We start from the raw sequence: 24,905 nt of genomic DNA on the forward strand, positions 1-24,905 counted from the left end.
TCGGTCGTCGGAGATCGTCGATCGACCATTCGGACAACACCGACACAGCACTGCAGGCTCGACGTGGGGATCGAGTCTCCGGTGTCGAGCCTGCAGCGGTGAAAAGATTTCACGGACGGCGAACGAGTCGCGCCGCCTCGAGCGGTCCGGTCAGGTGAGTCTGATCAAGCCGTAATCGAAGGCGTGCCGTCGGTACACGACCGAGGGACGATCGGTTGCGCTGTCGTGGAACAGGAAGAAATCGTGACCGACGAGTTCCATTTCGTACAGCGCGTCGTCGACGCTCATCGGTGCAGCCGAGTGGATCTTGGTTCGCACGATGTGCCCGGGACCGCTCTGGTCGTCCTCGAACGAGTCGAGTTTGATCTCGGGATCGAGGGCCAGCGTGTCGTCCTCGGCGAGTTCGGCAGTGGCCTCGGCGACGGACACGGGTCTCTTCTCGCCGTAGTGGACCTTGCGACGGTCCTTGGTGCGCCGGAGTCTGCTCTCGAGTTTCGACGTCACCGCTTCGAGTGCGGCATAGAAACTGTCGGCACACGCTTCGGCTCGAACGACCGGGCCCTTGCCCTTCGCGGTGATCTCCACACGTTGACATGCCTTGGCCTGGCGGCGATTTCGTTCGTGCTGCAGTTCGACGTCGAACAGGTAGATGGAGGGATCGAAGCGCTCGAGGCGAGCCAATTTCTCGGAGACGTATATCCGGAAATGATCCGGTATCTCGACGTTGCGGCCCTTGACCACAACGTCCGCATTGCTCTTGGCGGGTTCTTCCGAGGGCTTCTCGTCGAAGAAAACCGAGGCTTGTGAAGGGGTCGTCACGCGTACCTCCCGATATCGGCCACGCCCACTGTTGGACGTGGCAAGTGTGCATGCCGAATGGGGAACCTTCCGGCATCTCGAGTCCGGGGCATCACCTCACATCCGGTTCAGTTGGGGCGTGTCCGCGACGTTAGTCGGTCATCGACTCGTGTGCCACCGTTCACCCCGAATTGGTTGTCGGCGTGTCCCTCCACCTCACCGTCACGCACTGGCCACCACCAGCGCGCCGGCCACCGGGACCCCGAAATCGGTTAGTACTCTTGCCGATTCGGCCAAGGTCGCGCCGGTGGTGACGACGTCGTCGATGAGCAGAACGGTGAAGTCCGCCGACTTCGTCCCACGTGCGCCGGTTCGCGGACGAGTCACCCCGACGGCCTCGATCCGGCCCGCCACGTTGTGCTGCCGTTGCCCGGCCGACAGTCCGACCGAGTCGCGGACCGCGCCGCTCATGCGGAGCACCTCGGGAACGAGCACTCGCTCCGGTGCCAACTGTTCGGCAGCGATCCGAGCGCATCGCAGAACGGGATCACCCCCGCGAGCGCGCGCCGCCCGAGCCCGAGAGGGCGCGCAGATCAGAACCAGCGAACCGAGCTCGGGCGGATCGATCTCACCTGCGTCACGCAGATGTCCCACGGCCCCGGCGAGCGCTCGCCCGAAGGGCCGGGCCACCGACCGTCGACCTCGCTCCTTCAAGGCGATCACACCACTGCGACGCGGCCCGGTGTACGTACCGAGGGACCAGCACGGCACGCCGGGATCGACTCGTGGACGAACGGCGATGGGCGGGACGAACAGAGCCAGGGAACACACCGGGCACCAGTGCTCCCCCGGCACACCGCACCCGGCACACTCGAGAGGCAGAATCAGATCGAGGAGCGATCGCATGGACGGGGATTCTGCCCGGGCCCACCGACAGACCTCTGCGGCCCCGTCAGCCGGGCAGAATCGGCACCGCTTCGACTCCGGTCAATCCGGTGACCTCGCGCCAGTACCGGTCGCCGACCGGATCGGTGTTGTTGAGCGCGAACACGGCCCGCGCGTCGGCCACGTACTCCGTTTCCGGCGAGGCGTCCACCGCCAACACCGGAGTGGTCAGGTTGCGTGAGGGCAGCGGATCCATCCGGGATCCGTCGACGGTCACCTCGACCACCGGTGTATCGGTGGCGACCCGTGCGATCACGATCGTGTCGCCCGTACTCCAGTCCAGACTCGTGGCGTCACTACCGAGTCCGATGGCCACGGCCCTCGGCTCGGTCAGGGAGTACACGCCCGAGGGCTCGCGCACCACCGTCGCCACGTACACGACGCCGTCGACGATGAGCGCCGCTCGCACCCCGTCGCGGGCCAGTCGCAGTTCGGTGATCCGATTGCCGAGTGTCGTGACGGCGGTGGCCTCGACCGGGATCACCGACACCTGACCGGTGGATGGATCGCGGGCGGCCCGGATGACGTTGGTGCCGTCGATCACCGCCCACGCCGCGTTGTCGTCGGCTCCCCAGGTGGGACGCGTGATCGATTGCCCCTCGGCCACGGGGAACGCGCCACCGTCGTAGCTACCGACCATGAGCGTGCTCGACGGCGCAGGGGCGGGCCGTCCGGTGTCCGCGACGCCTGCCACGAGGGTGCCGTCGTTCGACAGCGCCACCGAACGCAGGTTGCGGGCCTGCCCGAAGTACCCGGGAGCGGGGGTGGTCTCCGCCTCGTCGACGCGGAGCAATGTGCCGGAGGCGAGTGCGTGCAGCCCGATGCTGTCGTCGGTACCGCCCAGCGGATCGAACGCGTCGACGCCCGCGGTCGTCCACCCGTCGGGCTTGGTCGTGTCGATGGGTTGACCGTCGGCGAGCAACACGTACGGCCCTGCCACCTCCGCCGAGGCGAGAGTCCAGATCACTTGAGCGGCAAGCAGTTCGCGATCGCGGTCACCCTTGTTCTGCAGGCCACCGAAGTCGATCTTGATGCCGCCGAGTCCCACCCCCACCTGCGAGGTCTGGCCGTCTGCCTTGGTGATGGGCCCGCGAATACTCACATCGTCGGACAGTTCGTTGCTCACCGCGGCCGCCAGCGCCGACTTGGGGCCGTCGATGAGCAGCTGCACGAGCTGGTTGGCGAGCTGGTCCTGCGATCCGCTGGTCCACCGCACGTCGGGCACGAGTACGCCACCGAGCGGATCCACGAAGTAGAGCGATCGCTGCTGATAGGTGTTCAGAAATGCGGATCGATCGATGACGACGCCCGGCGGCAGTTTCGAGATCCGCCACTGACCGTCCACTCGGGCCATCTCGATCGCGGCGTCGACCGTGTCCGAGCCGGCCTGGTACTCGCCGCCGGAGGCCAGCATTCCCGCCGTCGTCGAGCGGATGGTGAACTGCGCGGTGTCCGCAGTTCGTGGACCGGACAGGGTGTCGATCCGGTCCGCTACGACCGTCCGTGCGCCGTCGTCCCACGTTCCCGACGCCTCCTCGGTGAGAAACTGCCGGGCGGCCTGGTGCCTATTGGCCGAGACCGCGCTGGCCTCGAAGAAGTCGTCGAGCAGGCGATCGGGCTCGCGTCCCGGCTCGGGGGCCGGGGCGCTGGTCGGCACGGCACCGGCGGTCAAGGTGCCGATGGCCTGAGGGCTGGACGATTCGGGCAGGCTGGCGCAGCCGCCCACGAGGGCGACGACGAGCGCGCACATCGCCAGCACCCGGGTGCTGCGACGACACGAGAAGATCACGTCGCGGGCTCCGACGCGGATGTCTTGGGTGCGGTGATCGCGGGAATCGGTTGTCCTTGTGCGAATTTTCTGGTGCTGGGTTTGAGGGGCAGTGGGGACCCGATCACCTTGTGCCCGCGCACGAGCGGCAGGGTGAGTCGGAAACATGCGCCTTCGCCCACTACTCCCCACGCTTCGAGCTTACCGTCGTGCAGGCGGGCGTCCTCGACGCTGATGGCCAGCCCCAGGCCGGTGCCGCCGGAACGTCGAACGCGGGAGGGATCCGAGCGCCAGAACCGGTTGAACACCAGCTTCTCTTCGCCCGGTCGCAGCCCGACTCCCTGATCGCGCACCACGAATGCTGCCGCGTCGGCGTCCGAGCGCAGCCGCAGCAGGACCGGCTTGCCCTCGCCGTGGTCGAGTGCGTTCGCCAGCAGATTGCGCAGGATTCGTTCCACCCGTCGGGGGTCGACCTCGGCGATCACTGCGGTCTCGGGCATGTCGACGATCACTTCGGTGCCGGTCTCGCGGGCCAGATGTCGCACGGTCGACACCGCCGCTCGAGCGCACATGCGCAGGTCGAGCTGTTCGGCGGCCAGTTCGGCCACGCCCGCGTCGTGGCGGCTGATCTCGAGCAGGTCACCGAGGAGGGTCTCGAACCGATCGAGCTCGTTGACCAGCAACTCCGACGATCTCTTGAGTGCAGGCTCCAGGTCGTCGCTGGCGTCGTGAATGAGGTCTGCGGCCATCCGAACGGTGGTCAGCGGGGTGCGTAGTTCGTGGCTGACGTCGGAGGTGAATCGGCGCTGGAGATTGCCGAATTCCTCGAGCTGGGTGATCTGTTTGGACAGGCTCTCGGCCATCTCGTTGAACGACATCGCAAGTCTGGCCATGTCGTCCTCGCCGCGGACCGGCATGCGTTCCTTGAGCCTGCCGTCGGCGAATCGCACCGCGATCCTCGACGCCGAACGAATGGGCAGAACCACCTGCCGCGCGACGAGCATCGCGATCGCCGCGAGCAGAACCAGGAGCACCACCGCACCGATGAACAGCGTGCCGCGAACGAGCGAGAGCGTGCGATCCTCGCTGGCCAGCGGAAAGATGAGGTAGAGCTGCAGGGCCGAGATGTCGGATCCGGTGGGCGATCCCATGATCAGCGCCGATCCGGAATACCCGCCGTCGCTGTCGGTCACCGTGGCGTACTGCGAACTGATCAGGCCCTTCTTGACGAAGTCGCGCAGGCTGTTCGGGATCTGATCGACCGGACCGACGGACGCCTCCGCTCGGGTGGCATCGCCCTCCACGATCAGGACCGGATCGAACGATCCCGCCGACCCGGTGGTCGACGCCGCGTCCAGATCCTGGTTGGTCAGTGCCGCCCTGGCCCGTTCGAGGCGTGTCGCGAGCCCGCTCGAATCGTCGGCTCCGGCGAGGTTGCCCTCGACGGTGGTCCGCGAACGGTCGAGCTCCTCGGTCGCGGCGGACAACTTGGCCTCGAGCAGTCGATCGGTGATCTGGCTGGTCAACACCACACCGAGGATGAGAATGACCACCAGGGACAGCGTGAGCGTCGACACGACGACGCGCAGCTGCAGAGACCGTCGCCAGGCATGGCCGAGCGACGTACTCAGCGAACGAAACCAACGCAGTACCGGTGAGAACTTGCCGTTGATCCGCCGCCGAGAATGGGAGAAACGGATCACGGCGGTCCGGCCTTGTAGCCGACCCCCCTCACGGTCAACACCACCTCGGGGTTCTCCGGGTCCTTCTCCACCTTGGCGCGCAGACGCTGCACGTGCACGTTGACCAGTCGGGTGTCGGCCGCGTGGCGGTAACCCCAGACCTGTTCGAGCAACACCTCTCGAGTGAACACCTGGCGAGGTTTGCGGGCAAGCGCCACGAGCAGGTCGAACTCGAGGGGCGTCAGGGAGACGAGTTCGTCGCCGCGACTGACCTTGTGGGCCGGCACGTCGATGACGATGTCTGCGATGGACAGCAGTTCGGCGGGTTCGTCCTCGGTCCGACGCAGGCGCGCACGCACCCGAGCGACCAGTTCCTTCGGCTTGAAGGGCTTCATGATGTAGTCGTCCGCACCGGACTCGAGACCCAGGACGACGTCGACGGTGTCGGTCTTGGCCGTCAGCATGACGATCGGCACGCCCGAATCGGCACGAAGGACGCGGCAGACGTCGATGCCGTTCATTCCGGGAAGCATCAGGTCGAGCAACACCAGGTCCGGCCGATTCTCGCGTACGGCAGCCAGAGCTTGGGTGCCGTCGCCGACCACGAAGGGCTCGAATCCCTCACCGCGCAACACGATGGTGAGCATCTCCGCCAGAGCCGAATCGTCGTCCACAACCAGAATCCGAGGCTTCATGGTCCTATGGTGTCACTTTCCGAACCCCTGATGGCTGATTGAACATGTCGGCGGCGAGTCGATCGGGGTCGACGTCGGCGGTGACGACCCGCCACGGCGACACCCAATGCGATGCAGCGAGGGTGCTGTACGCAGCCGAGGTTCGGCTCTGCAGTGAGCTGTCGCGCTCATAGGAATCCCGGGTGCGAGCGGCGTCCGCACTCTCCCGGGCCGCAGCACGCTCGGCGGCCAGCGCCACCGGGACGTCGAGGAGAATCTGGACATCGGGAACGGGCACCGCGAATCGCTCGAACTCGAGCGACCTGATCCATTCGACGGCCTCGCCGTCGGCGGACTGCTCGAGCCGAGCGGCGGTGTAGGCGGCGTTGGATGCCACGTACCGATCGAGAAGAACGATGTCGTTGTCCGAGAGCAACCTTCGGATCTCGTCGCCCGCGTCCCGGCGATCGAGAGCGAACAACAGGGCCATCGCGTGCACACTGCCTGCGGTGTCGCCGTGTTCGCCGTGCAACGCCTCCGCAGCCAGATCGGCGTGGATCGATCGGTGGTACCGGGGAAACCCGATGCGCTCGACCGACAGGCCGTCACGTTCCCACGCCGAAACGAGCCGACGGGCGAGCGTGTTCTTGCCCGCTCCGTCGACTCCTTCGATGACGAACAGTTTTCCCACTCCCGGACCTGCCCCGTCGGTCAGTAGCGGTAGTGCTCGGGCTTGTACGGGCCCTCGACGTCGACGCCGATGTACTCGGCCTGCTCCTTGGTGAGCTTGGTGATCGAACCACCGAGCGCTTCGACGTGGATGCGGGCGACCTTCTCGTCGAGGTGCTTGGGCAGGCGGTAGACCTCGTTGTCGTACTCGTCCGGCTTGGTCCACAGTTCGATCTGAGCGATGACCTGGTTGGAGAAGCTGTTGCTCATGACGAACGACGGGTGTCCCGTGGCGTTGCCGAGATTGAGCAAGCGACCCTCGGACAGGACGATGATCGAGTGCCCGTCCTTGAACTGGTACTCGTCGACCTGCGGCTTGATGTTGATCCGCGTGACATCGGGAGCCTTCTCCAGCCCGGCCATGTCGATCTCGTTGTCGAAGTGACCGATGTTGCCCAGGATCGCCTGGTGCTTCATCTTGCGCATGTGCTCGAACGTGATGATCGACAGGTTGCCCGTCGAGGTGATCACGATGTCGGCCTGCTCGATGAACTCCTCGACCGTGCGCACGTCGAAGCCGTCCATCAGCGCCTGCAGCGCGTTGATCGGGTCGGCCTCGGTGACGGTCACACGTGCACCCTGGCCCTTGAGCGCCTCGGCGCAGCCCTTGCCCACGTCGCCGTAGCCACAGACCAGAACGGCCTTGCCGCCGATGAGAACGTCGGTGCCGCGGTTGATGCCGTCGATCAGCGAATGCCGGGTGCCGTACTTGTTGTCGAACTTGCTCTTGGTGACGGAGTCGTTGACGTTGATGGCCGGGAACGTGAGCTCTCCGGCGGCCGCGAACTGGTAGAGCCGCAGCACGCCGGTCGTGGTCTCTTCGGTGACACCCTGAACGGACTCGGCGACCTCGGTCCACTTGGACTTCGATGCCTCGAGCGAGCGACGAAGCAGGCCGAGAAACACCTTGTACTCGTCCGAATCGTGATCGTCGTCGGTCGGCGGTACGACGCCTGCCTTCTCGAACTGCGCGCCGCGCAGTACCAGCATCGTGGCGTCGCCACCGTCGTCGAGAATCATGTTGGCGGGCTGCTCGGGCCAGGTGAGCATCTGCTCGGCCGCCCACCAGTACTCTTCGAGGCTTTCACCCTTCCAGGCGAACACCGGGACGCCCTTGGGCTCCTCGACGGTGCCGTAGGGCCCGACGACGACGGCTGCTGCCGCGTGGTCCTGGGTGGAGAAGATGTTGCACGACGCCCACCGAACTTCGGCACCGAGTGCAACCAGGGTCTCGATCAGCACGGCTGTCTGCACGGTCATGTGCAGCGATCCCGAGACTCGCGCTCCCTTGAGCGGCTGCACGTCTGCGTATTCGCGGCGCAGCGCGATCAAGCCGGGCATCTCGTGCTCGGCGAGTCGGATTTCCTTGCGGCCGAATTCCGCGAGCGACAGGTCTGCGACCTTGAAGTCGATTCCACCGCGGCGATCCACGGTGAGTGCCGATCCTGACGTAACTGAGGTCGTCATCTTGCCTCTCCTGTTGACTGAGTATCTGTTCCCAGGCTATCGGGTCCGCGCGGCGGCACCACCGGCTGCCCGAGCGAGCAGGAGTGGAACCGGCGAATCGACCGACCGTCGAGAACCCGCTCTACCCGTTTCGTCCGGCTCGCGCCAGGATTCGAGCCCGTTTTCGGGGCAGGATGTTCGCGCGGGCGATATCTCCCTGGTAGTGCGCCGATACCCGCGGATCCATCACCCGACGCCACAGCGGCGGAATTGCGGCGAGGATCACCATCGACGCATAGCCGGCGGGCAACTGCGGGGCCTCGTCGCAGGAGAGCAGGGTCTGATATCGCTTGCCCGGATTGGCATGGTGGTCGCTGTGCCGCTGCAGGTGGTACAGAAATATGTTGGTGCAGATTCTGTCGCTGTTCCAGCTGTGGCGAGGCGAGCACCGAACGTATTTCCCGCGATCGTTCGTTTCGCGGAGCAGGGCGTAGTGCTCCACGTAGTTCACCATCTCGAGCAGGACGAATCCGACGACGGCCTGCACCAGAAGATACGGCGCGATGGACCAGCCGAACACGATCAGCAACGAACCGAACAGCACGACACTGAGCAGCCACGTGTGCAGCAGCGCGTTGGAAGGGCTGGCGACCGAGCGGCCCTTGCGCCGGAGTCGTTGCGCCTCGAGCTTCCAGGCGGAGGCAAGGCCGCGGATCGTGCTGCGCGGCACGAAGGTCCACACACTCTCGCCCAGTCGTGCGCTCGCGGGATCCTCCGGCGTCGCCACCCGGACGTGGTGACCGCGATTGTGTTCGACGAAGAAGTGTCCGTACAGCGTCTGGGACAGGGCGACCTTGGCCAACCAGCGCTCGTGCTGCTCGATGCGATGGCCCAGTTCGTGAGCGGCGTTGATGCCCGTGCCTGCCACCAGGCCCACCGTGACCGCGAGGCCGATCTTGTCCACCACGCTCAGATCGCCGTAGGCCCACATCCAGCAGGCGACGAAGAGTCCGACGAACTGCACGGGCAGAAACAGATACGTACACCATCGGTAGTACCGATCGTTCTGCAATTTTTCGCTGGCCGACGCATCCGGATTGTGTCCGTCCTCGCCCGCGATCAGATCGATCACCGGAATGATCACGAAGAACACCAGCACGCCGCTCCACCAGAAGAGCGGCATGCCCGTCCAGTAGACCAACTGCGACGGTAGTAGCGCCGACGCCGGGGCCAACAGCCCCAGCATCCACAGATAACGTTTGTTGTCCTGCCAGCGAACCGACCGTTCACTGGCCTTCGAATCCCGCCCCCCGAAAGCGACACCCGAATCCTCCGTAGAAGTGATTCGGCCGTCCACACTCACTGTTGCAACACCCTCTCATCGAACTTTTTGAGTCCTCCAAGTCTGTTTTCGAGGGTATAACATTCCCACGGTCTGATGTGACGCTATCTAAATTCGCCGCACAATCGCTGGTCAGCGGTCATGAACGCCCGGCGCTGTCACTGCATGGGTCAGCGCTCGGGCTTCTCGGTCCTGGACTTGCCTGCTTCTCGCAGCCCCATCACCGAGTGACGCCTGCCGTACAGGACGTAGATCACGACGCCTGCGGCCATCCAGACCAGGAACCGCAACCACGTCTCCACCGACAGGTTGAGCATCAGCCACAAGCAGGCCAGGACGGCGAGAATCGGCACCAACGGAACCCACGGCACCCGGAAGCCACGCTCGAGGTCGGGTCGAGTCCGGCGCAGAACCAGCACACCCGCAGACACCAGCACGAACGCGAACAGCGTGCCGATGTTCACCATCTCCTCCAGCGTTCCCAGCGGAACGAAGGCAGCGAGGAGACCGACGATGACACCCACCAGAATCGTCGTCCGAACCGGCGTGCCCTTGCTTCCGGTGTGTGCCAGTCCCCGCGGCACCAGTCCGTCGCGCGACATCGCGAAGAGCACTCGGGTCTGCCCCAGCATCAACACCATCACCACGGTCGTGAGACCGGCGAGGGCACCGAACGAGATGATGTTCTTGGCCCAGGTCAACCCGTTCAGCTCGAACGCCGTCGCCAGCGTGGAGCTGTCGCCGGCCAGATCGGTGTACTTGACCATTCCGGTCAGCACCAACGTGACGGCCACGTAGAGCACGGTCACGATCGCGAGCGATCCGAGAATCCCGCGCGGCAGTGCCTTCTGGGGTTCCCTGGTCTCCTCCGCGGTCGTGGCGACCACGTCGAAACCGATGAACGCGAAGAACACCAGTGACGCCGCAGCCAACAGTCCGTACCAACCGAAGGTGCTGCCGCCGGCACCGGTGACGAACGAGAACAGCGACTGGTGCAGCCCCTCGCCGGTCGACGCAGGCTCCGACGGCGGAATGTAGGGATCGTAGTTGGCGACCTTGATGTAGAACGCGCCGACGACCACGACGAAGAGAACGACGATGACCTTCACCGCGGTGATCACCAGCGACACCCGTGAGGACAACTTGGTACCCGACGCGATCAGCACCGTCAGGACCACCACGATCAGCAGTGCGCCCCAGTCGAAATTCAGAGAACCGATCTCGAGCACCGGAGCGGACGTACCGAGCAGATCGCCCAGATAGAGCGACCATGCCTTCGCCACCACGGCGGCTGCGAGGCCGAACTCGAGGATCAGATCCCATCCGATGATCCATGCGATGAACTCGCCGAACGCCGCGTACGAGAACGTGTACGCACTTCCCGCCACGGGCACCGTCGACGCGAACTCCGCGTAGCACAGCGCCGCGAGGCCACAGGCGATCGCCGCGAGCACGAAGGCCAACGACACAGCCGGTCCCGCAACGTTTCCTGCGGTCCGCGCGGTCAGGGTGAAGATGCCGGCACCGACGGCGACGGCGACGCCGAACACGGTCAGATCCCAGGATCCGAGTTCTTTCCGAAGTTTCGTGTCCGGCTCGTCGGTGTCCTCGATCGACTGCTCGATCGATTTGGTCCGGAACCAACCCGTCGTACGTGGGGTCTTCGCGGGCCGGTCTGCTCTGGTCATCGGGTCTCCGTATCGCCACTTCACATCTACCGACGGATCACCGAACTCATCCGTCACTACGATTCACTGTGGCATCAGACTATTGCCTACGGGCACGCCATCGGACCGATCTCACGGTTCGAATCGGCAGACGCTCCGTGAACGCGCGATCTACAGGCGGCCAACGGAGGCCACGAACACCTCGGCCTCGCCCGAATCGGCGGTCACGGTGACGGATTCGTCTGCAGCGGGTATCCATGCCGAGCTGCCCTGGGGCACGGTCAGCTCGAACTGTCGGTCTGCGGTAGCGGCGACGACGGTGCCACTCGTGCACAACAGAATTCTCGGGCCGGAGCCGGGAACGGCGACCGTCTCCCCCGCCGCAACCGCAGTCCGACTCAGCGCGAATTCCGGTGCAGGCGTCGGATACAGATAGGTCGGTCGATCGTCGACACCCGGAGTGATGGGCGAGATGTCGGCAGGCTCGAAATCGAGCACCCGCAACAGTTCCGGGACGTCGACGTGTTTGGGGGTCAGTCCGCCGCGGAGCACGTTGTCGGAGTTCGCCATGATCTCGACCCCGGTGCCGCGCAGGTACGCGTGCAGATTTCCGGCGTCGAGGTACAGACCCTGGCCGGGAGTCAGGTTCACCCGATTGAGCAGCAGCGCCGCGAGCACTCCGGCGTCACCGGGATACGACTCCCCGAGCTCGAGCAGAGTTCTGGCCTCGGCGGCGAATCGTCCACCGTCCGTGCGTGCGGGACCGGAGAGATAGTCGATGCATCCTTGGGCGACGGCAGGCAACATGTCGTCGAGTGCCTGCCCGGGCAGCGTGATCCACGAGGTGAACACGGTGCGCAGCCCCGAGGCATCGGGCTGGGCGGCCAGCAGAGTTCGATACCCGCTCAGGGCGGGGACGGCCAACGCGTCGAGCAGTTCGACGGTCTCGGTCGGACGCCGGAAGCCTGCCAACGCCTCGAATTCCGTGAGCGCGACGATCAGTTCGGGCTTGTGGTTCGGATCCCGGTAGTTGCGTACCGGAGAGTCGATCGGGACACCCGCGGCGTTCTCGCGTGCAAAGCCTTCACGTGCCTGAGCACTGCTGGGATGCGCCTGCAGAGACAAGGGCTCTTCCGCGGCAAGCAGTTTCAGCAGGTACGGCAGGCGTGACTCGTACTGCTGCGCGGAGCCACCGAGATGAGTACCCGGATCGTCGTCGATCAGCGTGAGCAGCGGGGTGCTGCCGCCCTCGTGCACCACATGCGCGGAGTCGGCCGGATGAGCGCCGAGCCAGATTTCTGCCTCGGGATGATCGGACGGCACCGGGCGTCCCTGAATTCGAGCCAGAGCGGTTCGCGAACCCCATGCGTAGGACCGAACCGCGCCTCGCAAGAGCTGCACTAGCTACCGCCCATCAACAGCAGATACGCGGCAGTGGTGTCCAACCGCGTGGCCAACACGGACATCGTGTCGAGCACCGAGAGTCTATCCGGATCCCGCACCGGTGGGGGGCCGTCGAATTCGGAACGTGCGTGCTCGCCACCGAACAGCGCCTCGCTGGAATCGGCGAGTAACATTTCCGACTCCGGTACACCTGCGATTCGTCGTTCGGTCATCGCACGATCGACGTCCGAGGCCACCACGACGACGCGCATCGGCAGCGCAGGCGGTGGTCCGTCGAGCTGCTCGTCGTGAAAGAACGAGTCGAATGTCTGTGATGTGCCGGATGATTCGACGACGGACGCCCGAATGGATGCGGCAATGACGTCACCCAATTCCCCCGCACCGACGACGACACCCGCCACGCGCAGCAGCACCTCGCTGCCGTGCCGAGCGACCTCGACCGCGGCAGGACTGCCCCCGGTCAGCACGACGCGTCGACCGTTCAACCCACTGGCGAGGGCCTTGGCCGGATTGTGGAACATCTCGTTGGACGGGCTGTTCCTCACCGCCTCCGCGTCGAGCAGGTCCGCAAGACGAGACAAATTGGGCAGCAACGTCTTCCACGATCCGCCGGCAACCGCACCGAGTACCGCGACGAACGCCGCGAGGTAACGCATCAGTGCGTTGTGGTCACGAACCGCGATTCGCGGCGGCAACCACATGACCCTGGCTCCCCGGACGGCACGCAGCGGCCCCTCCTCGGGGGCAACCACCACGACCTCTGCGCCACGCCGGGATGCCGCGTCGACCGACTCTGCCAGCCGCGGATCCCCTGCGTCGTCGCCTGCCACCACCACCACGTCGAGTGGGCCGATCCACGGCGGGGTACCGGTGCTTCGCACGAGGGGGACGCCGAGGCGGTCACCGAGCGCAGCGACCAGCAGTGACGCTGCCCGACTGCTCCGCCCGTCGCCGGTCACGATCACCACGCTCCGGGGACGCAGATCGGCCAGCCGGGCGAGGACCGACTCGTCGACCGCGGTCGCGACGGCACGAACCTGAGCGCCCGCCAGCGCTGCGCTGCGCAAGGAGCCCTCGCGATCGGCTGCGATGAGAGCATCCGAATCGTCGAGATCGACCAGAGACGACACTGCCGTCATGGCTGCGACACCTCCCCTTACCTCACCCGCTCGAAACGTCTGCATACCCACTCACGGGCCCTCGGTAACCACTATTCCAGTCCGGCGCGAACGATGCTCAAGATCTCCGTCGAAAGTGCGTCGACTTCTTCGCGGGTCCGCGCTTCCACATTGAGTCGAAGCAGGGGTTCGGTGTTGGATGCCCGCAGGTTGAACCAGCCGCCGTCGGCCAACTCGACCGTCACGCCGTCGAGGCGGTCGATTCCGGCGGTCCGATCGGCGAACGCCGCGAGCACGGCCTCGGTCCGTTCGGCTGCGTCACCGACCGTCGAGTTGATCTCTCCCGACGCGCTGTAGGTCTCGTAGGTGGACATCATCTCCGACAAGGGGCGATCCTGTGCACCGAAAGCCGCGAGAACGTGCAGCGCAGCGAGCATGCCCGAGTCCGCTCCCCAGAAATCACGGAAGTAGTAGTGCGCCGAGTGCTCGCCACCGAAAACGGCTCCGGTGTCGGCCATCTGCTGCTTGATGAAAGAGTGGCCGACGCGGGTGCGGACCGGCGTGCCACCGAGCTTCTCGACCAGCTCAGGTACCGCACGGGAGGTGATCAGATTGTGGATGACGACCGCGCCCGGCTCCTTGGCCAGCTCGCGCTCGGCCACCAGGCAGGTCACCGCCGACGGTGACACCGGGTCGCCCTTCTCGTCGACGACGAAGCACCGATCGGCGTCGCCGTCGAAGGCAAGGCCGATCTCGGAGCCGGTCTCGACGACGAATCGCTGCAGGTCCACCAGGTTCGCCGGGTCGAGTGGATTGGCCTCATGATTGGGAAAGCTGCCGTCGAGTTCGAAGAACAACGGTTCGATCGTCACCGGCAGCGGCGCGAACACGGCGGGCACGGTGTGCCCGCCCATGCCGTTGCCTGCATCCACCGCGATCTTCATGGCGCGAATCCCCGACAGATCGACCAGTTCGCGCAGGAACTGCGCGTACTCGGTCAGCACGTCACGAGACGTCACGGTCCCGGCGGGGCCGTCGAACTCCGGTACCCCGTCCACCAATTCGGCCTTCACCGTGGCCAGACCGGTGTCCTGGCCCACGGGCTTCGCACCGGCGCGGCAGAGCTTGATCCCGTTGTACTTCGCCGGGTTGTGGCTGGCGGTGAACATCGCTCCCGGGCATTCGAGCAGGCCCGAGGCAAAGTAGAGCTGATCGGTCGACGCCAGGCCGATGTGCACGACGTCGAGCCCCTGAGCGGTGACGCCGTCGGCGAACGCACGAGAGAGTGCGGGCGACGAATCACGCATGTCGTGCCCGATGACCACCGAACGCGCGGCCCCCGCCTCGTCACGAACCAATCGAGCGAACGACGCACCGACGTCGCGCACGAACGCCTCGTCGATCTGCTCACCCACGACGCCTCGGACGTCGTAGGCCTTGATGACGGCGTTCACGGATTCTGCGGTTCGGGCCACGAAGATTCTCCTGGTGATCGTTGTCGACGACGCCGCACATCGGCGTCGGAAATCGAGCGTCGGTAGCGGTGCGATCCACACCAAGTATCGGCTGAACCTTGCGGTCCGTTTCTGTCCTGCTCCCCGAACCTTGCCAGACGGCAGACGGACCGGCCAGTCGGACCGACGGACGCCACACTCGGTGTCCTCGGGCGGCTCAGGACGTGGGGTCGGGAAGAACTCGGAGGTGGCCGCGCCTGCCCGTTCGGACGGCCGGAGCGGATCGGCGTTCGGTCTCGGACGGCCGGGAGATCGAGCGATCGGAGCTCTCGCGATCCTCGGATCGGACGCGATCGCCGCGACCCGCTTCGCGTACGGCTTCGGCGAGGGCCGTCAGATCGTCCTCGTCGGGGCTCGACGTCGAGTAGCCGCCTTCGTAGCGCACCAGTTCCCAGCCCTTGGGAGCGGTGGTGGTCGACGCGTGCACCTCGCACAGATCCCAGGAATGCGGTTCGTCGACTGTGGCCAGCGGTCCGACGACCGCGGTGGAATCGGAGTAGACGTATGTGAGCGTCGCAACGGCAGAACGGTTGCAACCAGGCCTGCAGCAGCCACGCAGTGATCTCACGAGTGCAGAGTATCCGGTGGGTGCAACCGACCGAACGACCGACACACCGGACGAGCGCGATAACCTCCCCGTATGCCTCGTTTCTCATCCGCGCGCCGGATCACTTCTCGGTCCGTGGCCCGACACGGACGCGGCGTCCGCGGACCGGTTCTGCCCGAGGACATCCCGGCGCGGCGCTCACGGGCGGAGAAGTTCGACCGGCTGGTGCTCGAGGCGTTCGCGCGGATCGATCATCGGTGGCACGAGAAGCTCTCGAAGCTCGACATCGCCGTGGACGAGGTACCCAAGATCAGGGCGTTGGATCCGGAATCGGTGACGTGGCCACCCGAGGTGGTGGCGGAGGGTCCGGTACCGCTCTCACGCCTGGTACCCGCCGGGATCGACAAGCGCGGGGAGACGACACGCGCCAGAGTGGTGCTGTTTCGGCGGCCGTTGGAACGACGCGCCAAGCATCCGGAGGATTTGGAGGATCTGTTGTTCGAGGTTCTGGTCGAGCAGGTGGCCACGTATCTCGGCATCGACCCCGACGAGGTCGACCCAGCCGGGGAGTGATCGACCCGTCGGGAGACCGACCCGAACTGCTCAGCCGATTCCGCGCTTGAGCCTGCGACGCTCCCGCTCGGACAGCCCGCCCCAGATGCCGAATCGCTCGTCGTTGGCGAGCGCGTATTCGAGGCACTCGTCCTTGACCTCGCAGCCGAGGCAGATGCGCTTCGCCTCGCGGGTGGATCCGCCCTTCTCCGGGAAGAAGGCCTCGGGGTCGGTCTGCGCACACAGGGCGCGTTCCTGCCACTGGTCCTCGATTTCCTCGAACATCTCGTCGAAACCCGCGACGAGACTGAGGAACGGCTTGGCCGGTGGAACCGACTCGGCGACGAACGGCATCGAGTCGACGTCGGAATCCGAATCGAGTTCAGCGTCGGCGTCGATGACGTCGACTTCGTCGGTCTCGTCCGTCGGGACGACGTACGCAGAACCCGCATCGATCGAGACGCTGGAATCTGCGCCGATGCCGGACTCGGTTTGCGGCGCGTCGTCGACAGCGCTGAGATGTGCAGTGGGTCCGCCCCGCTGATCACGTGTCACGTGCTGGTCATACATCGCTTCCGCCTCCTCACCTGTGGTAGCGCAGATACTTTCGGTCCTCGTGTTCTCGAATACCTTGCCCCGCGCGGTCATTCGATCGAGCTGGTCCAACGTGCCGGATCCGACTCTCGACCTCTACTCGACGTCCAGTCAGGGACGAACAGGAAGGGAACGAGTGTTCGAAACCAGGTTCGCCGCAATCGAACTCGTGCTGCGAACACTGAATGACATACCTGTGATTAGACACGTCCAGGTGTGTCGCGGTCAAGCCGATCGAGCAAATCCAATACCATCACATGCCCGAAATCGGCGCTCTCCCCGAATCGAAGCCCGTCCCGTGCGTGTCGCATCGGTTCTGGCACGCGCAAACCGTCCACACGGACGTTGCGGCACGGGGTGGGCGCTCACCCCGTGCCAGCGCAACCCCATTAGGCTCGCGTGTTGTGAAAGTTACTGTTCTGGTCGGCGGTGTCGGTGGCGCTCGGTTTCTGCAGGGCCTGAAAACGTTGTTCGGCGACGAGCCCGAGCACGAGATCACCGCCGTGGTCAACGTCGGCGACGACGTGTGGATGCACGGACTGCGCATCTGCCCGGATCTCGACACCTGCATGTACACCCTCGGCGGCGGAATCGACACCGATCGAGGCTGGGGTCGGATCGCGGAGACCTGGAACGCTCGGGACGAGTTGGCAGCCTACGGTGCCGATCCCGACTGGTTCGGACTCGGCGACCGCGACATCGCCACGCACCTGATCCGCAGTCGTATGTTGCGCACCGGCTTTCCGCTGTCCGCCGTCACCGAAGCTCTGTGCAACCGTTGGCAACCGGGAGTCCGGCTGCTGCCCGTCACCGACGATCGCTCCGAGACCCATGTCGTCGTCACCGATCCCGACGACCCGAGCGGCGAGCAGCAGCGCGCAATTCACTTCCAGGAGTGGTGGGTTCGGTATCGCGCACAGATCCCGACCCACAGCTTCGCCAACATCGGAGCCGAACAGGCAACTCCGGCACCGGGAGTCGTCGAGGCGATCACCGAGGCCGATGCCGTCGTCCTCGCGCCGTCCAACCCGGTGGTCAGTGTCGGTGCGATCCTCGCAGTGCCGGGTATCCGCGGTGCGCTTCGCACGACGGATGCCAAAGTCGTCGGCCTGTCCCCCGTCGTCGACGGTAAGCCGTTGCGCGGCATGGCCGACGAGTGCCTGTCCGTCATCGGAGTCGAGACCACGGCGCAGGCGGTGGGCCGTCATTACGGAAGCCGGAGCGGTACCGGCATTCTCGACGCATGGCTGGTGCACACCACCGATACGGCGGTCGTCGACGGAGTGGACGTGCAGTCGGTTCCGTTGCTGATGACCGACCCCGAGACCACTGCGGTGATGGCACGCACTGCACTGCGCGCAGCCGGACTCGACCTGTGACCGACTCCCACACCACACACACCGCACCGAGTGATCACGCGCCCGGCGGGGCCATCGAAATTTTTCCGGTGACCGGGCTCCCCGAGTTCCGGCCGGGCGACGATCTCGCTGCGACCGTCGCGGACCGTGCGCCGTGGTTGCGTGACGGCGACATCCTCATCGTCACCAGCAAGATTCTCTCCAAGGTCGAGGGCCGTCTCGTACAGGCACCTCGCGATGCAGACGAGCGAGATGCCGCCCGCAGAGTCCTGGTGGAACAGGAAGCCGTACGCATCGTCGCCCGCAAAGGCCGCACCCTCATCACCGAGAATCGACTCGGCATCGTGCAGGCCGCGTCGGGAATCGACGGCTCCAACGTCGACGGCGGCGAACTGGCGCTGCTGCCCGAGAACCCCGACGCCAGTGCCGCAGCACTCCGCACTGCCCTCGGGTCGCTACTGGGGGTGACGGTCGCCGTGGTCGTCACCGACACCATGGGGCGGGCGTGGCGGATCGGCCAGACCGACGCCGCCATCGGAGCGGCGGGCCTCGGCGTCGTACATGCATACGCCGGAGCCGAGGACGGCCAAGGGAACGAGCTCGTCGTCACCGAGGTCGCGATCGCCGACGAACTCGCTGCCGCAGGCGATCTGGTGAAAGGCAAGCTGGGTGGGGTTCCGATCGCCGTGGTGCGCGGACTGACTCCGGTCGACGACGGTTCCACTGCCGCAGCCCTCCTGCGCGGTGGTGAGGACGATCTGTTCTGGCTCGGCACCGCCGAGGCACTCGATCGTGGTCGACGCGAAGCCCTCCTGCTCCGACGGTCGGTGCGCTCGTTCACCGACGAACCCGTCGATCCCGACTCCGTTCGTGCTGCCGTGTCCGATGCCCTCACCGCCCCTGCTCCGCACCACACCCGTCCGGTCCGCTTCGTCTGGGTCAGGACACCCGCGCTGCGCCGCCGGCTGCTCGAGGCGATGCGAGAGCAATGGCGAGCCGACCTGACCGCAGACGGCCTGAGCGAGGAGCGAACAGCAGCACGACTGAGCCGCGGCGACATTCTGTTCGACGCTCCGGAGATCGTGATCCCGTTCTGTGTGCCCGACGGCGCACACTCCTACCCCGACGAGCGGCGACGGGCGGCGGAGGACACGATGTTCACCGTCGCCGTCGGCGCGGCCGTACAGGGTCTGCTCGTCGCTCTCGCGGTTCGTGACCTGGGCAGCTGTTGGATCGGCTCGACGATCTTCGCGGCCGACACCGTGCGCGCCGAACTCGGCCTGCGAGCGGATTGGAAAGCCATGGGGGCCATCGCGATCGGGCACTCCGCCGAGCCGCTGACCGTGCGGGAGCCAGTGGTGCCCGGCTCCTCGCTGCTGGAGGTCTGAAGCGTGTCGGCGGCGACGCCGCGTCGTTCGACCCTGTGGAACTCGGTCGGCACGGCCCTGCACGGATGGGCGCCCTCCGACTCGGGAGACGAATCGCTACGGCACACCATGCTGGCGTTTCTCGACAGCAATCCCGACGCCTGCCTGCGCGCCAACCGGGCCGGACACTTCACCGCGTCCTCGTTGGTGCTCGACGCATCGGGAGCCCATGTGCTGCTGACGCTTCATCCGAAGGTCGGTCGGTGGATTCAACTCGGTGGCCACTGCGAACCGACCGACGAGACCGTGGTCGACGCCGCGCTGCGGGAGGCCACCGAGGAATCCGGGATCGCCGATCTGACCATCGATCCGATACTGCTCTCGGCGCACACCCACCCGATCACGTGCTCGCTCGGCGCACCGACGCGGCACCTCGACCTCAGATTCCTGGTCCGGGCCCCGGACGGCGCGCGAGCGGTCCGCAGCGAGGAATCGACGGATCTGCGCTGGTGGCCGGTCGATGCATTGCCCGACGACGCCGAGCGAGAGACGATCGACCACCTCGTCGCACTCGCTGCCCGCCGCCGCTGACGGCGAGCACGCCTCAGACGTCGGTGGAGAAGCGGACTCCACCGTCGGGCAACTTGACCCCGGGCCACACGCGCGCGCCACGGAGCAACTCGCAGCGAGCACCGATGTCGGCACCGTCTCCGATGACCGCGTCGCGCACCAGTGCGCGAGGTCCGATACGGGCCCCGAAGCCGAGGATGGATCTCTCGACGACGGCCCCTGCTTCGACGATCGCACCGTCGAACACGACGGCCCCGTCGAGGCGGGCACCCGCCCCGATCTCGGCACCGCGTCCGACGACGGTTCCACCGATCAGCAAGGCACCCGGGGCCACGCCTGCACCCGGATGAACCAGTGATTCGCCGCGATCACCATGCAGTGCAGGCGACGGCGCGATGCCGCGAACCAGATCGGCCGAGCCCTTGACGAAATCCTCCGGTGTTCCCATGTCGCGCCAGTAGGCACTGTCGACGTGCCCGTAGACCTTCTTGTCCTCGGCCAGCAAGGCGGGGAACACCTCTCGCTCCACCGACACCGGGCGATCGGACGGAATGGACTCGATGATCTCGCGCTTGAAGACGTAGCAGCCCGCGTTGATCTGATCGGTCGGCGGATCCTGAGTCTTTTCGAGAAACGCTGTCACCCGGCCTGATTCGTCCGTCGGTACGCAACCGAATGCGCGCGGGTCACCGACGCGAACCAGATGCAACGTGACGTCCGCATCGGTGGTTCGGTGCGTATCGAGCACCGCTGTCAGATCGGTGCCGCCCAGGACGTCGCCGTTGAAGACCATGACGTTCTCGGCGCGCAGACGTGGCAGTACGTTCCTGATACCTCCACCGGTGCCCATCGGCTCGGTCTCGAAGACGTACTCGAGTTCGATGCCGAGCGACGATCCGTCCCCGAAATGCTGCTCGAACACTTCGGCTTTGAACGATGTACCGAGAACCACGTGCTCGATGCCTGCGGCCTTGATGCGCGCCAGCAGGTGCGTGAGGAACGGCAACCCAGCGGTGGGGAGCATCGGCTTGGGTGCCGAGAGCGTCAGCGGCCGGAGCCGAGTTCCCTTGCCGCCCACCAAGATGACTGCGTCGGTACGTGCGGCACCCGATGTGGAACTATCCGACATGTCCAGCCTCTGTTCTCTCGTCCGATACTCGTCCGTCAACTGCCCGCGCCCGAAGCGCTCCGGCCACAACGATCTTCGAGCGAAGACCGAGACCTGCGCGCAGGGCCCATCGTAAGGGAGCCTGCCACGTCCGGTCGTGCCGATCGGCCTGGAAGCGGTACGCGCTGGTGTGATGTGCCGGCAACATCACTTCCGGATGCCGTCCTGCCGCATGACCTTTCGAGTGGGTCACCTCGACATCGGGAACGTAGACGTTGTGCCAGCCCGCTCTTCCGAGCCGGTCGCCGAGATCCACGTCCTCCATGTACATGAAGTAGCGCGAGTCGAATCCACCGATCGAGTCGAATGCCGAACGCCGCAACAACAAGCACGATCCCGACAGCCACCCCACCGGCCGCTCGCTGACCGTCTCGTTCTCCTGGCGATACCGCCGAGTCCACGGGTTCGTCGGCCACAGCTTGCCCAACACCGCATGGCCTGCACCGGACGTGAGATCGGGCACCGACCGTGCCGACGGGTAACGCGAGCCGTCGGGCTCACGAATGAGCGGTCCGAGGGCACCCGCCCGTGGCCAACGCGCCGCAGCGTCGAGCAGGCCGTCGAGGGATCCGGGATGCCACCGCACGTCGGGGTTGGCCACGACGACGAACTCGACGTCGGGGTCGATCTCGGCCACCGCGCGGTTGACCGCTGCGCCGTAACCGATGTTCGCTCCGGTTCGCAGCAGTTCCGCCTCCTCGAACGCGGCCTCGGCTGCCTCGGGCGTGCCGTCGACCGAGCCGTTGTCCGCCATGATCACCCGAAGGGGACGCGTCGTCGCCTCACGCAGAGACGTCAGGAACTGGTCAAGGTATTCGCCGGGTGAATAGGTCACCGTCACCACGGCCAGCTCGGAACTCACGCGGGCAAGACTAGCCCGATCTCGCGTCCGACCCTCATGTCGACTGCGTCAAGGCGGCCGCCAACGCGTCCGACCACGGCCGCGCCGGGGTCAGACCGGCATCGACCCATGCAGTCTGTGACAGCACCGAGTACGCGGGCCGAGGTGCCGGAACGACGTACTCGGCGCTCGAGCACGGCTGCACTCGCTCGGGATCGGCACCGATGCCCGCGAACACCGCGCGTGCGAGGTCGAACCAGCTGGCCTGCCCCGCATTGGTGTAGTGCAGCGTTCGACCGCGCACAGCAGGATCGGCTTCGAGCTCGAGCAGGCCCGACGCCAGATCGTGAGCGAACGTGGGCGACCCGATCTGGTCGTCGACCACCGAGATCGTCTCGCGCTCACCTTCGAGTCGACGCATCGTGGTCACGAAATTCTTGCCGGTGTTGTCGTACACCCAGGCGGTCCGCACGATCACGGCCTCGGGCAGTTCCTCGTGCACCGCGAGCTCGCCTGCGAGCTTGGTGCGTCCGTACGCCGACTGCGGTGCGGTCTTCGCATCGACCTCGTACGGTTCTGTTGCTGTGCCGTCGAACACATAATCGGTGGAGACGTGGATCAACCGAGCCCCGACACGCCCGCAGGCGCGCGCGAGATTTCGAGGGCCGTCCGCGTTGACCGCCGATGCCCGTGCCTCGTCGGTCTCGGCGGCATCGACCGCGGTGTACGCGGCACAGTTGATCACCGTTGCCCCCGCTGTCACCGCCGCAGCCACGGCGTCGGGGTCGGTGATGTCCAGGTCGGCGGAGGAATATCCGAACACCTCGACACCGTCACCTCGTTCGGCGGCCAGAGACATCACTCGGCGGCCCAACTGGCCGTGTGCACCGGTCACCACGATCGCATTCACGGTTGCCAAGTGTGGCACGCCGCGTTCGCTTCGGCGAGGCAGCGACCGGTGCCAAGTAACCTTCGAACGGCGGGGGGAACAACGAAGTAGGCGGGTGTCTCAGACCGGCCGGAAACGAGAGAGGGTCGTCACGGTGCCACGAGATCCAGGCACGCCCGGAGGTGAGCGCACTTCCCCGCCGAGGCGGAGCGCTCCCCGGCGACCCGACGGCCCCCGAGCGCGCACCGCGGGCCGCCCCACCGATCGCGGGGACGCTGCTCACCGATACGGCGACGACGAACTCCGCGGAGAAGGCAGACGGAGAACTCGCAGCGAACGTGCGGACAGATCGCGCCGGCCGGAACGACGCAGCGCTCGCGGTGGCGTCGAGCAACCCGAATCCGACGGCAGGTCGCCTCGCGTCGGCGGTACCCGCTGGCCCGCGACGCACGTCGCGGTCGCGGTGCTCTCGATCCTGGTTCTGCTGGTGACCGGTTTCGCTTGGCGCAGTGTCGACAGCCTGCGCTCGAACATCGCCACCGCGGGTGGTCTCGGTCTCGGCGGAGCCGCCGACGGTGCCGTCGACATTCTCATGGTCGGCACCGACAGTCGTACCGACGCCCACGGCAACGCGTTGTCCCCCGCCGAACTCGCGTCTCTGAACGCAGGCGAAGAGGTGGCGTCCAACACCGACACGATCGTGCTGATCCGCGTCCCGAACGACGGTTCGTCGGCCACTGCGATCTCCATCCCGCGAGACTCGTACGTCGAGGTTCCCGGTATCGGGATGTCGAAGATCAATGCTGCGTACGGCGCGACGAAGGAGAACAAGCGGCTCGAATTGGTGGAGCAGGGTGTCACCGACGCCGATGCCGAATCACAGGCCACCGAAGCCGGGCGCGAGGCCCTCATCGACTCCGTCGCCAACCTCACCGGCATCACCGTCGATCACTATGCCGAGGTGGGTCTGCTCGGCTTCGTGCTGCTGACCGATGCCGTCGGCGGCGTCGAGGTGTGTCTGAACAACCCTGTGCAGGAACCACTGTCGGGTGCGAACTTCCCGGCGGGCGAGCAGAATCTTTCCGGTTCGCAGGCTCTCAGTTTCGTCCGACAGCGGCACGATCTTCCCCGCGGAGACCTGGACCGCATCGTGCGCCAGCAGGTGTTCATGGCCTCGCTGGTGCGAAGTGTGCTCAGCGCCAAGACACTGAGCAACCCCGCGAAACTGGGCCAACTCAGCACCGCAGTTCAGCGATCGGTGACGCTCGATTCCGACTGGGACATTCTGCAGTTCGCCACCCGCCTGCAGGATCTCGCAGGCGGCAAGGTCAAGTTCGAGACGATCCCGGCAGTCGACATCAATGCGTCGACCGACTATGGCGAATCGATCGTGCAGGTCGATCCGGCCGCGGTCAAGAAGTACGTCGAAGGACTGCTCGGCGACGGCAATTCGGCGGAGGCCAACGCCGAGGATTCGGACGCACCGGTTGTCGATCCGTCGACGGTGACGGTCGACGTCGCGAACGACAGCGGGATCGACGGACTCGCCAACGGTGTCGCCGGCTCGCTGACTGCACTGGGATACGTCGACGGCACCATCGGAAACTACGAGGGCTCGTCGATTTCCGCGAGCCGCATCCAGGCTGCCGATGTGGACAGCGATGCCGCGCGTGCCGTGTCTGCTGCCCTGGGCGATCTGCAGATCACCGCCGACGACTCGCTGCCTGCGGACACCGTGCGCGTGGTCCTCGCGAACGACTACGCGGGGCCGGGCTCGGGGCAGGCCGCGACTGCGGAAACCATTGCTCCCGAATCGGGTACGGCGGTTCCCGAGGCACCGGCGGCTCCGATCGACGCCGGTTCCACCGGTCCGATGTGCGTCAACTGATCGGTGCCGCTCGCCGAGCGTGTGAATCGGTGGCGTCGAGCGTC

At 66.0% G+C, this 24,905-nt stretch carries 23 protein-coding genes; 6 read left to right on the top strand and 17 right to left on the bottom strand.

Translation table 11 applies throughout. The features are described from left to right. Window positions 1-150: 150 nt before the first annotated feature. The 13 genes from hpf to CH249_RS24885 form a co-directional block, all read right to left on the bottom strand. Window positions 151-819, bottom strand: a complete 669-nt coding sequence (gene hpf / locus CH249_RS24825) for a ribosome hibernation-promoting factor, HPF/YfiA family (RefSeq protein WP_032397665.1) — start codon at window positions 817-819, stop codon at window positions 151-153. 201 nt (window positions 820-1,020) lie between these two features. Further along, complete coding sequence (locus tag CH249_RS24830; RefSeq protein ID WP_032397664.1) at window positions 1,021-1,704, bottom strand: ComF family protein; 684 nt, start codon at window positions 1,702-1,704, stop codon at window positions 1,021-1,023. Between the two features lie 46 nt (window positions 1,705-1,750). Beyond that, window positions 1,751-3,493, bottom strand: a complete 1,743-nt coding sequence (lpqB, locus tag CH249_RS24835) for an MtrAB system accessory lipoprotein LpqB (RefSeq protein WP_052050429.1) — start codon at window positions 3,491-3,493, stop codon at window positions 1,751-1,753. Between the two features lie 35 nt (window positions 3,494-3,528). Next, on the bottom strand, window positions 3,529-5,214 hold the full coding sequence (gene mtrB / locus CH249_RS24840; protein WP_094656958.1) for an MtrAB system histidine kinase MtrB: 1,686 nt from the start codon (window positions 5,212-5,214) through the stop codon (window positions 3,529-3,531). Then, window positions 5,211-5,888 carry an MtrAB system response regulator MtrA gene (gene mtrA, locus CH249_RS24845; protein WP_027496508.1) on the bottom strand — a complete coding sequence of 226 codons (678 nt, stop codon included), beginning with the start codon at window positions 5,886-5,888 and terminating at the stop codon, window positions 5,211-5,213. The genes mtrB and mtrA overlap by 4 nt, the downstream gene beginning before the upstream one ends. Before the next feature lie 4 nt (window positions 5,889-5,892). Next, window positions 5,893-6,558, bottom strand: coding sequence for a dTMP kinase (locus CH249_RS24850; RefSeq protein WP_094656957.1), 666 nt, complete (start codon window positions 6,556-6,558; stop codon window positions 5,893-5,895). A 20-nt stretch (window positions 6,559-6,578) separates the two neighbouring features. Then, a complete protein-coding gene (gene ahcY, locus CH249_RS24855; RefSeq protein ID WP_032397661.1) occupies window positions 6,579-8,063 on the bottom strand; it encodes an adenosylhomocysteinase in 1,485 nt (494 codons plus the stop codon). A gap of 121 nt (window positions 8,064-8,184) precedes the next feature. Continuing rightward, window positions 8,185-9,288 (bottom strand): alkane 1-monooxygenase, encoded by a 1,104-nt coding sequence (locus tag CH249_RS24860; RefSeq protein WP_045199982.1) that lies wholly within the window; start codon window positions 9,286-9,288, stop codon window positions 8,185-8,187. 266 nt (window positions 9,289-9,554) lie between these two features. Beyond that, the gene (locus CH249_RS24865; protein WP_032398289.1) at window positions 9,555-11,072 is read right to left on the bottom strand and encodes an amino acid permease; all 1,518 of its coding nucleotides are present in this window, start codon (window positions 11,070-11,072) and stop codon (window positions 9,555-9,557) included. Between the two features lie 150 nt (window positions 11,073-11,222). Further along, window positions 11,223-12,452: a mannose-6-phosphate isomerase, class I gene (gene manA / locus CH249_RS24870; protein WP_082322644.1), complete on the bottom strand. Its 1,230-nt coding sequence runs from the start codon at window positions 12,450-12,452 to the stop codon at window positions 11,223-11,225. Further along, complete coding sequence (locus CH249_RS24875) at window positions 12,452-13,594, bottom strand: hypothetical protein (RefSeq protein ID WP_032397659.1); 1,143 nt, start codon at window positions 13,592-13,594, stop codon at window positions 12,452-12,454. Before CH249_RS24875 ends, manA begins: the two co-directional genes overlap by 1 nt. 71 nt (window positions 13,595-13,665) lie before the next feature. Further along, a complete protein-coding gene (locus tag CH249_RS24880; RefSeq protein WP_094648198.1) occupies window positions 13,666-15,048 on the bottom strand; it encodes a phosphomannomutase/phosphoglucomutase in 1,383 nt (460 codons plus the stop codon). A 196-nt stretch (window positions 15,049-15,244) separates the two neighbouring features. Beyond that, window positions 15,245-15,655 (bottom strand): DUF3499 domain-containing protein, encoded by a 411-nt coding sequence (locus CH249_RS24885; RefSeq protein ID WP_176459173.1) that lies wholly within the window; start codon window positions 15,653-15,655, stop codon window positions 15,245-15,247. 72 nt (window positions 15,656-15,727) lie between these two features. Between CH249_RS24885 and CH249_RS24890 the strand changes: the two genes are divergently transcribed. Continuing rightward, on the top strand, window positions 15,728-16,207 hold the full coding sequence (locus tag CH249_RS24890) for a metallopeptidase family protein (RefSeq protein WP_037189920.1): 480 nt from the start codon (window positions 15,728-15,730) through the stop codon (window positions 16,205-16,207). A gap of 30 nt (window positions 16,208-16,237) precedes the next feature. Here CH249_RS24890 and CH249_RS24895 read toward each other — a convergent pair whose 3' ends face one another. Continuing rightward, entirely contained in the window at window positions 16,238-16,471 is a 234-nt protein-coding gene (locus CH249_RS24895) for a WhiB family transcriptional regulator (RefSeq protein WP_027496498.1), read from the bottom strand. A gap of 713 nt (window positions 16,472-17,184) precedes the next feature. On the opposite strand from CH249_RS24895, the gene cofD reads away from it, so the two are divergent. The 3 genes from cofD to CH249_RS24910 all read left to right on the top strand — a co-directional run bounded on the left by cofD (window position 17,185) and on the right by CH249_RS24910 (window position 20,096). Next, window positions 17,185-18,159 carry a 2-phospho-L-lactate transferase gene (gene cofD / locus CH249_RS24900; protein ID WP_032397657.1) on the top strand — a complete coding sequence of 325 codons (975 nt, stop codon included), beginning with the start codon at window positions 17,185-17,187 and terminating at the stop codon, window positions 18,157-18,159. After that, complete coding sequence (locus CH249_RS24905; RefSeq protein WP_094648152.1) at window positions 18,156-19,526, top strand: coenzyme F420-0:L-glutamate ligase; 1,371 nt, start codon at window positions 18,156-18,158, stop codon at window positions 19,524-19,526. The genes cofD and CH249_RS24905 overlap by 4 nt, the downstream gene beginning before the upstream one ends. A 108-nt stretch (window positions 19,527-19,634) precedes the next feature. Next, entirely contained in the window at window positions 19,635-20,096 is a 462-nt protein-coding gene (locus CH249_RS24910; protein ID WP_082074002.1) for an NUDIX hydrolase, read from the top strand. A gap of 13 nt (window positions 20,097-20,109) precedes the next feature. Here the strand turns inward: CH249_RS24910 and CH249_RS24915 are convergent, their stop codons facing one another. From CH249_RS24915 to rfbD, 3 genes are read right to left on the bottom strand one after another with little or no spacing between them, the layout of a single operon-like run. Beyond that, entirely contained in the window at window positions 20,110-21,204 is a 1,095-nt protein-coding gene (locus tag CH249_RS24915; RefSeq protein ID WP_032397655.1) for a sugar phosphate nucleotidyltransferase, read from the bottom strand. Beyond that, window positions 21,194-22,105 carry a glycosyltransferase family 2 protein gene (locus tag CH249_RS24920; protein ID WP_032397654.1) on the bottom strand — a complete coding sequence of 304 codons (912 nt, stop codon included), beginning with the start codon at window positions 22,103-22,105 and terminating at the stop codon, window positions 21,194-21,196. The genes CH249_RS24915 and CH249_RS24920 overlap by 11 nt, the downstream gene beginning before the upstream one ends. Before the next feature lie 34 nt (window positions 22,106-22,139). Next, window positions 22,140-22,994 (bottom strand): dTDP-4-dehydrorhamnose reductase, encoded by an 855-nt coding sequence (gene rfbD, locus CH249_RS24925; protein WP_094648153.1) that lies wholly within the window; start codon window positions 22,992-22,994, stop codon window positions 22,140-22,142. A 161-nt stretch (window positions 22,995-23,155) separates the two neighbouring features. Between rfbD and CH249_RS28100 the strand changes: the two genes are divergently transcribed. Further along, entirely contained in the window at window positions 23,156-23,464 is a 309-nt protein-coding gene (locus CH249_RS28100; RefSeq protein ID WP_179274309.1) for a hypothetical protein, read from the top strand. Continuing rightward, a complete protein-coding gene (locus CH249_RS24930) occupies window positions 23,458-24,861 on the top strand; it encodes an LCP family protein (RefSeq protein ID WP_373454459.1) in 1,404 nt (467 codons plus the stop codon). Before CH249_RS28100 ends, CH249_RS24930 begins: the two co-directional genes overlap by 7 nt. The last annotated feature ends 44 nt before the right edge of the window (window positions 24,862-24,905 follow it).

Source organism: Rhodococcus sp. 05-2255-3B1 (genome assembly GCF_002258545.1).
Lineage (GTDB): Bacteria > Actinomycetota > Actinomycetes > Mycobacteriales > Mycobacteriaceae > Rhodococcoides.

Excerpts from the sequence above, each read along its gene's own strand:
- CH249_RS24830 (WP_032397664.1), bottom strand. The coding sequence starts at position 1,704 with ATGCGATCGCTCCTCGATCTGATTCTGCCTCTCGAGTGTGCCGGGTGC.
- lpqB (WP_052050429.1), bottom strand. The coding sequence starts at position 3,493 with ATGTGCGCGCTCGTCGTCGCCCTCGTGGGCGGCTGCGCCAGCCTGCCC.
- mtrA (WP_027496508.1), bottom strand. The coding sequence starts at position 5,888 with ATGAAGCCTCGGATTCTGGTTGTGGACGACGATTCGGCTCTGGCGGAG.
- ahcY (WP_032397661.1), bottom strand. The coding sequence starts at position 8,063 with ATGACGACCTCAGTTACGTCAGGATCGGCACTCACCGTGGATCGCCGC.
- CH249_RS24860 (WP_045199982.1), bottom strand. The coding sequence starts at position 9,288 with ATGCTGGGGCTGTTGGCCCCGGCGTCGGCGCTACTACCGTCGCAGTTG.
- CH249_RS24865 (WP_032398289.1), bottom strand. The coding sequence starts at position 11,072 with ATGACCAGAGCAGACCGGCCCGCGAAGACCCCACGTACGACGGGTTGG.
- CH249_RS24875 (WP_032397659.1), bottom strand. The coding sequence starts at position 13,594 with ATGACGGCAGTGTCGTCTCTGGTCGATCTCGACGATTCGGATGCTCTC.
- CH249_RS24890 (WP_037189920.1), top strand. The coding sequence starts at position 15,728 with ATGCCTCGTTTCTCATCCGCGCGCCGGATCACTTCTCGGTCCGTGGCC.
- CH249_RS24895 (WP_027496498.1), bottom strand. The coding sequence starts at position 16,471 with ATGTTCGAGGAAATCGAGGACCAGTGGCAGGAACGCGCCCTGTGTGCG.
- CH249_RS24910 (WP_082074002.1), top strand. The coding sequence starts at position 19,635 with ATGCTGGCGTTTCTCGACAGCAATCCCGACGCCTGCCTGCGCGCCAAC.
- CH249_RS24915 (WP_032397655.1), bottom strand. The coding sequence starts at position 21,204 with ATGTCGGATAGTTCCACATCGGGTGCCGCACGTACCGACGCAGTCATC.